This window comes from Novosphingobium sp. (assembly GCF_027489515.1).
Taxonomy (GTDB): domain Bacteria; phylum Pseudomonadota; class Alphaproteobacteria; order Sphingomonadales; family Sphingomonadaceae; genus Novosphingobium.
The window spans coordinates 33,309-40,443 of record NZ_JAIXZS010000036.1 but is presented as its reverse complement, the minus strand read 5'-3'; the positions used below and the strand labels follow the sequence as shown (position 1 = coordinate 40,443).

Annotated in this window: 9 protein-coding genes; all 9 read left to right on the top strand. The window is 64.7% G+C overall.

What is annotated here, in order from left to right:
* Positions 1-801, top strand: an 801-nt coding sequence (locus Q0082_RS06775) for a cbb3-type cytochrome c oxidase subunit I (protein WP_298191107.1), incomplete at its 5' end; no start/stop codon positions are given.
* A gap of 179 nt (positions 802-980) precedes the next feature.
* A complete protein-coding gene (locus Q0082_RS06770) occupies positions 981-1,904 on the top strand; it encodes a heme o synthase (protein ID WP_298191106.1) in 924 nt (307 codons plus the stop codon).
* Positions 1,901-2,101 carry a hypothetical protein gene (locus tag Q0082_RS06765; protein WP_298191104.1) on the top strand — a complete coding sequence of 67 codons (201 nt, stop codon included), beginning with the start codon at positions 1,901-1,903 and terminating at the stop codon, positions 2,099-2,101. Before Q0082_RS06770 ends, Q0082_RS06765 begins: the two co-directional genes overlap by 4 nt.
* Positions 2,101-2,706, top strand: a complete 606-nt coding sequence (locus tag Q0082_RS06760) for a cytochrome c oxidase assembly protein (RefSeq protein ID WP_298191102.1) — start codon at positions 2,101-2,103, stop codon at positions 2,704-2,706. The genes Q0082_RS06765 and Q0082_RS06760 overlap by 1 nt, the downstream gene beginning before the upstream one ends.
* 115 nt (positions 2,707-2,821) lie before the next feature.
* A complete protein-coding gene (locus tag Q0082_RS06755; protein ID WP_298191100.1) occupies positions 2,822-3,643 on the top strand; it encodes a cytochrome c oxidase subunit 3 in 822 nt (273 codons plus the stop codon).
* A gap of 10 nt (positions 3,644-3,653) precedes the next feature.
* Positions 3,654-4,028: a DUF983 domain-containing protein gene (locus Q0082_RS06750; protein ID WP_298191098.1), complete on the top strand. Its 375-nt coding sequence runs from the start codon at positions 3,654-3,656 to the stop codon at positions 4,026-4,028.
* Complete coding sequence (locus Q0082_RS06745; protein WP_298191097.1) at positions 4,025-4,645, top strand: SURF1 family cytochrome oxidase biogenesis protein; 621 nt, start codon at positions 4,025-4,027, stop codon at positions 4,643-4,645. Before Q0082_RS06750 ends, Q0082_RS06745 begins: the two co-directional genes overlap by 4 nt.
* Positions 4,646-4,792: 147 nt before the next feature.
* Positions 4,793-6,199, top strand: a complete 1,407-nt coding sequence (thrC, locus tag Q0082_RS06740; RefSeq protein ID WP_298191096.1) for a threonine synthase — start codon at positions 4,793-4,795, stop codon at positions 6,197-6,199.
* A 31-nt stretch (positions 6,200-6,230) separates the two neighbouring features.
* A complete protein-coding gene (locus tag Q0082_RS06735; protein ID WP_298191110.1) occupies positions 6,231-7,094 on the top strand; it encodes a class I SAM-dependent methyltransferase in 864 nt (287 codons plus the stop codon).
* Positions 7,095-7,135 lie beyond the last annotated feature (41 nt).

Below are 7,135 nucleotides of genomic sequence, written 5' to 3'. Positions count from 1 at the left end.
ATCATCAGCCAGATCATCTCGACGTTCTCGAAGAAGCCGGTGTTCGGCTACCTCGGCATGGCCTACGCGATGGTCGCGATCGGTGCGGTGGGCTTCATCGTGTGGGCGCACCACATGTACACCACCGGCCTCGACGTGAACACGAAGATGTACTTCACCGCCGCGACCATGGTCATCGCGGTGCCCACCGGCATCAAGATCTTCTCGTGGATCGCGACGATGTGGGGCGGCAGCCTTGAGTTCAAGTCTCCGCTCGTCTGGGCGATCGGCTTCATCTTCCTCTTCACCGTCGGCGGCGTGACCGGCGTGGTGCTCGCCAACGGCGGCATCGACGACAACCTGCAGGACACCTACTACGTCGTGGCGCACTTCCACTACGTGCTGTCGCTGGGCGCGGTGACCTCGCTCTTCGCGGGCTTCTACTACTGGTTCCCGAAGATGAGCGGCCGCATGCACAGCGAGCTGCTGAGCCACCTGCACTTCTGGGTGTTCTTCATCGGCGTGAACCTGATTTTCTTCCCGATGCACTTCCTGGGCGTTCAGGGCATGCCGCGCCGTTATCCGGACTATGCCCCGGCGTTCGAGTACTGGAACACGATCGCCAGCTACGGCTACACCGTGATGGCCGCCTCGATGGTGATCTTCTTCGTGAACATCGCCTACTCGCTGCTGGCCGGCAAGAAGGCCGTCGGCAACTACTGGGGTGAAGGCGCGACCACGCTCGAGTGGACGCTGTCGAGCCCGCCGCCGTTCCACCAGTTCGAGACGCTCCCCGTGATCGAGGAAGCGCACGCGCACTGATCGGACTGACGGTCTGAAAGAACAGAGGGGCTCCGGAGCGATCCGGGGCCCTTTTGCTTTGGCGGGAAGGCTGCGGCCCAGCGCTTCGCTCATGTCCACCAGCGACACACCGCATAGCCCCAAAGCGCGGCACCGTTTCGCTTTCCCTGCGCGTCAACCGGGCCTATAGGCCGCGCATCATGACCACCGCGAACCCCCAGGCCCTGATCATGCCCGCTGATTGGCGCGACTTCTTCGCGCTGACCAAGCCGGGCGTGATGCGGCTCGTCATCTTCACCGCTGTCTGCGGCATGCTGGCTGCGCCCGGCACTATCCACCCCGTGCTCGCGTTCACCGCAATCCTGTGCATCGCGGTCGGCGCGGGCGGAGCGGCAGCGCTCAACCAGTGGTGGGAAGCCGATCTCGATGCGGTGATGAAGCGCACCGCGCAGCGACCGATTCCCGGCGGCCGGATGGACCGGACCTCGGCGCGCGACTTCGGCTTTGCGCTCTCGGGCGTCTCGGTGATGACGATGGGCCTTGCCATCAGCTGGCTCGCGGCGGGTATCCTCGCCTTCTCGATCTTCTACTACGCCTATCTCTACACCGTGTGGCTCAAGCCGCGCACGCCGCAGAACATCGTGATCGGCGGCGGTGCAGGGGCCTTTCCGCCGCTGATCGGCTGGATCGCGGTGACCGGGCACATCTCGCTGATGCCCGTCCTTCTGTTCCTCATCATCTTCATGTGGACCCCGCCGCACTTCTGGGCACTCGCCCTGTTCGTGCAGATCGACTACTCCAAGGCGGGCATCCCGATGATGCCGGTCGTGGCAGGCGAACGCTCGACGCGGTGGCAAATTCTGGCTTACGCCGCCGTGCTGCTGCCGCTTTCGATGGCGCCCTGGTTCATCGGCGGCACGGGTCTCGTCTACGGCCTGTCCGCGTTACTGCTCAGCGGGATGTTCCTGTGGCTGTCGATCAAGGTGGGGCTGCGCACCAGCACACCCGGCGATGGCATGAAACCGGAGAAGCGCCTGTTCGCCTATTCGATCTTCTACCTTTTCATCCTGTTCGCGATGCTGGTCGCCGACCGTTACGCGACACTTTATGGCCTGCAAGCATGACCCAGCTTTCCGACAACCGCCCGCTTACCGCTGCCGAAACCGATGCGCTGCGCGCGCGCCAGCGTGAGCGCAACAAGGTCATGGCGCTGATTCTTGGCTTTCTCGTGATCCTGTTCTTTGCGATCTCGATCGTGAAGATCGCCGCAAAGCCACCGCATCCGGCGGCTGCAGGCGCGGAGCAGGCGGAGCATTCCTGATGGCACTGGCGCTCGATGCTGCCCGTGGGCGCAATCGCAAGGTGGCCGCAATCGCCGCGTTTGGCGCGCTCGCCATGCTCGGGCTCGGTTTTGCCTCGGTGCCGCTCTACCGCATGTTCTGCCAGGCGACCGGTTTTGGCGGCACGACTCAGCGCGCCACAGCAGCGCAGGCGGCGGCGGTGAAGGGCACTGCGCGCCCCATCACCATCCGGTTTGATGGCAATGTGGCGTCCGGCATGCCCTGGCTCTTCCGTCCCGAGCAGGTGACGCAGGACGGGCATATCGGCGAGCGCAAGATGGCGTTCTTCATCGCGAAGAACACCTCCACTCGCCCCATCGTCGGCCGCGCGATCTTCAACGTCACGCCCGAGCAGACCGGTGCCTATTTCCACAAGATCCAGTGCTTCTGCTTCAACGAGCAGCGGCTTGAGCCGGGCGAGGAAGTGCGCATGCCGGTGATCTACTATGTCGATCCCGATATGCTGAACGATCCGAACGCAAAGGACGTTCCCGAGATCACGCTGTCCTACACCTTCATGGAAGCGGCCGACAGCACGACTGGCAGTACGACCGGCAGCGCGCCGGCTGCTCCCAAAAACAAGTAGGAAAGCCTCTGGACCGCACCGCGCGGCCTCGATAAAGGCGTTTGCAAACAAGCTGAATCGTGCCTTCGCGGCACGTTTCGCCAAGTCCCAAGCTGACGGGGGTTAGAAGACGAACATGGCCGGCACGAAGAACCACGATTACCACATTCTGCCGCCTGATATCTGGCCGATCGTTGGCGCGTTCTCGGCGCTCACGATGACCAGCGGCGGCGTCTTCGCCATGCATGGTATGGCTGGCGGCAAGATCGCCCTGTGGCTCGGCGTGTTCGGCGTCGCGCTCACCATGTTCTCGTGGTGGGGCAACGTGATCAAGGAAGCGCATGCCGGTGATCACACCCCGGTCGTGCAGCTCCACCAGCGCTACGGCATGATCCTGTTCATCGCTTCGGAAGTGATGTTCTTTGTCGGCTGGTTCTGGGCGTTCTTCGATTTCTCGTTGTTCCCCAACCAGCTCGCCGAAGTGGTCGGCGGCAAGTGGCCGCCCAAGGGCATCGAAGCGGTAATGAACCCGTTCGATCTGCCGCTGCTCAACACGCTGATCCTGCTGTGCTCGGGCACCACGCTGACCTGGGCGCACCACGAACTGATCCACGGCAACCGTGAAGGCCTCAAGCAGGGTCTGTGGGCCACGATCGCGCTCGGCCTGCTGTTCAGCTCGATCCAGGCCTACGAGTACATGCACGCGCCTTTCCCCTTCGGTGAGAACACCTATGGCTCGGCCTTCTACATGGCGACCGGGTTCCACGGCTTCCACGTGATCGTCGGCACCATCTTCCTCGCGGTGTGCCAGGCGCGCGCCTACAAGGGCCACTTCACCCCGCGCCAGCACTTCGGCTTCGAAGCGGCCGCATGGTACTGGCACTTCGTCGACGTGGTGTGGCTGTTCCTCTTCGTCGCCATCTACGTGTGGGGCGGCTGGGGTGCGCCGATCGAGTGATCGGTCACCGGTGACAGACAGCACCGACCAGGAAACGAAAGGGCAGGGCGGGCTTACCCGCGCTGCCCTTTTTGGTTTGTGCCCCCGCTGCGCCGCGCGCACGCTGTGGGATGCGCCGGCGGGCTTTGCCCCTGCCTGCCGGGGCTGCGGGCTGGCCTTTGCCGACTATGAACCGCGTGGGCGGGGGCTCTATTTCGTGCTGCTGCCGCTCACCTTCCTGCTGATCGCGGGGGCCTTGAAACTCGATGATCTGGTGCGGCCGCCCTTGTGGCTGATGCTGGCGGTGATCGTGGTGGTGGTGCCCGGCGTGATCATTGGCGGGATGCGGTTGATGAAAGCGGCCTTGCTGGTGGCGCGGCTGCGGGCTGCAGGAGTTGTGGTGTGAAGCGCGTTCCGATTGTGCCGACGCTGATCGTGCTGATTGCCGTGGCGGTGATGATCCGCCTCGGCTTCTGGCAGCTGGAGCGGCTGGGCGAGAAGGAAGCCATGCTCGCGCAGTACGAGGCGGCAAGCAAATCTTCTCGTGTTACTGACTTCAAGAATGACCTGCTGATCGACGGCCCTGATGACTATTCCCGGATACGGGTCGAGTGCACATCGCAATCGAGTGATAGTCTGATTGCGGGGAGGAATGCCAAAGGTCAGTCCGGTTGGGCACACCAGTTTGACTGCCGCTTTCCGTATTCCGGGAAGGGCGAACCCGAGGCAACCGTTGTGATAGGCTGGAGCGAGGCACCAGTTCCAGTTCAGTGGAAGGGCGGCACTGTATTGGGTACGGTCGTCCCGCCCAGACCGACCGACGCAATTGCCGGCTGCCCAAAATGCTATCGGCAACGGTTTGTTGCCGATCCCCCGCTTGCGGGCCTCCAAGCCAACGCCAAGCCTGATCCTCGTGACATCCCCAACAACCACCTTGCCTATGCGGTGCAGTGGTTCCTCTTCGCCGGGGTCGCGCTGGTGATCTATGCGATTGCGCTGCGGAAGCGGCTGCGGGGAGGCTGAACCGCAATCTACCCACGTCATCCCAGCCTTCGCGGGGATGACGAGAGTCCGGTTTAGGGCTATTGGGCCGATGCCAAATCCGCATCCGCAGCGCACAAGCCCCCAAATCCTTGCGCCCCGCGCCCCCTGCGGCTAACCGGCAGCGCCATGAAGTACGTCAGCACCCGGGGCCAGGCGCCCTCGCTCGATTTCGAGGGCGTGACCCTCGCCGGCCTCGCCTCGGATGGCGGGCTCTATGTGCCCGAGCGCTGGCCGACCTTTACCCATGAAGAGATCGCCGCAATGGCGGGGCTGCCTTATGCGGAACTCGCGGCGAGGGTGATGCAGCCCTTCGTGGGCGACTGCATCGCACCGGAGCGCCTTCTGGAGCTGACGCGCGAGGCCTATGGGCGGTTTTCCCACGCTGCCGTCACGCCGCTGGTGCAGCTCGATGAGCGGCAGTGGCTGCTCGAGCTGTTCCACGGCCCGACGCTGGCGTTCAAGGACGTGGCGCTGCAGCTGCTCGGCTTGCTGTTCGAGGAGTTCCTGAGCCGGCGCGACGATCACCTGACCATATTCGGCGCAACGTCCGGCGATACCGGCTCTGCCGCGATCGATGCCGTGGCGGGGCGCGCCAAGGTCGATATCTTCATGCTCCATCCGCACGGCCGCGTCTCCGATGTGCAGCGGCGGCAGATGACCACGGTGCTTGCGCCCAACGTCCACAACATCGCCATCGATGGCAGCTTTGACGATGCGCAGGCGATGGTGAAGCGCATGTTCAACGATCAGGGCATGAACCAGCGCTTCGGCATTGCGGCGGTCAACTCGATCAACTGGGCGCGGCTGATGGCCCAAGTGGTCTATTACTTCGCCGCTGCACTGCAGCTGGGCGCGCCGCAGCGCCGCGTGGCCTTCAGCGTGCCGACAGGCAATTTCGGTGATGTGTTTGCGGGCTATGTCGCAGCGCAGATGGGGCTCCCCATCGAGCGGCTGATCGTCGCGACCAACATCAACGACATCCTTCACCGCGCGCTATCCTCCGGCGACTATTCGGCAGGGACGGTGACGCCGACCGCGGCGCCGTCGATGGACATCCAGGTCTCCTCGAACTTCGAGCGCCTGCTCTATGATGCGGGCGGGCGCGATGGCTCGGCGATCATGGCGCAGATGCGCGGGTTCGAGAGCACCAAGGCGATGCAACTCACCAACGCGCAGCGTGAGAATGCCGCCGCGCTGTTCAGCAGCGCGCGCACCGATGCGGCTGAAATGGCCAAGGCGATGCGTTGGGCTTACGAATCCTGCGGCGAAGTGCTCGATCCGCACACCGCGATCGGCCTCCACGCCGCGCGCGTCGCCACGGGTCTGCCCGCCGACGTGCCGGTGGTGACGCTGGCGACCGCACATCCTGCCAAGTTCGGCGATGCGGTGGAGCGCGCGACCGGTGTGCGGCCCGCGCTGCCAGCGCGCGTGGGCGATTTGTTCGACCGCGAGGAGGCCTATACGCGCCTGCCGGGTGATTACGACACGGTCGCGGCGTGGATTGCCGAGCGCGCCACACCCCGAGAGGGCTGACGTGGCCCAGCTCGATCTTCAGGCCAAGCTCATGATCGGGCCGGGCTGGGACCAGTTCGGCCTCATCGACAGCGGCGATGGGCGCAAGCTGGAGCGCTACGGCCCCTACCGCTTCATCCGCCCCGAGCCGCAGGCCTTGTGGGCACCGCGCGGCGCGGTGTGGGATGCACATGGCGAGTTCGTGCCTGGCTCGGATGAGGACGGCGGTGGGCGTTGGACTTATGCCGAGCCGGTGCCGCGTGAAGGCTGGCCGCTCGATTGGCGCGGCATCGGCTTCACCGCGCAGTGCACCCCCTTCCGCCACCTCGGCTTCTTTCCGGACATGGCGCCGGTGTGGGACTGGATGGGCGAGCAGCTTGATAGTCGTTTGGACGCCTCTACGCTCAACATGTTCGGCTATACCGGCGTCGGCACCATGGCGCTCTCGCGCTTCGGGCCGGTCACGCATGTCGATGCCTCGAAGAAAGCAGTGGCGCAGGCGCGGGCCAACACGGCGGTCGCGGGGCTGGAAGACAGGGCTGTGCGCTGGATCGTCGATGATGCGGCCAAGTTTGCTGCGCGCGAAGTGCGGCGGGGCAAGCGCTATGACGGGATCATCCTCGATCCGCCCAAGTTCGGGCGGGGGCCGGATGGGGAAGTCTGGCGGCTCGAGGAAAACCTGCCCGCGCTGATCGCCGATTGCGCGCGGCTTCTGGACGCGGAGAGCCGGTTCCTGTTCCTCACCGTCTATGCCGTGCGCATGTCTTCGCTCGCTATCGGCGGGCTGCTGGCAGAGGCGTTGGCGGGGCTGCCGGGCACAGTCGAGCATGGGGACCTTGCCATCAGAGAGGATGGCGAGAACGGCCGCATCCTGCCCACCGCGATCTTCGCGCGCTGGTCCAATCCCGGATCATAAGAAAATCTGGGGGACTGCCGCACTGGACATGGCGGCGGCAC

What these genes read in the sequence shown, in the direction of transcription:
- thrC (WP_298191096.1), top strand. Translation starts at nt 4,793, where the DNA reads ATGAAGTACGTCAGCACCCGGGGCCAGGCGCCCTCGCTCGATTTCGAG.
- Q0082_RS06735 (WP_298191110.1), top strand. Translation starts at nt 6,231, where the DNA reads ATGATCGGGCCGGGCTGGGACCAGTTCGGCCTCATCGACAGCGGCGAT.
- Q0082_RS06765 (WP_298191104.1), top strand. Translation starts at nt 1,901, where the DNA reads ATGACCCAGCTTTCCGACAACCGCCCGCTTACCGCTGCCGAAACCGAT.
- Q0082_RS06755 (WP_298191100.1), top strand. Translation starts at nt 2,822, where the DNA reads ATGGCCGGCACGAAGAACCACGATTACCACATTCTGCCGCCTGATATC.
- Q0082_RS06770 (WP_298191106.1), top strand. Translation starts at nt 981, where the DNA reads ATGACCACCGCGAACCCCCAGGCCCTGATCATGCCCGCTGATTGGCGC.
- Q0082_RS06760 (WP_298191102.1), top strand. Translation starts at nt 2,101, where the DNA reads ATGGCACTGGCGCTCGATGCTGCCCGTGGGCGCAATCGCAAGGTGGCC.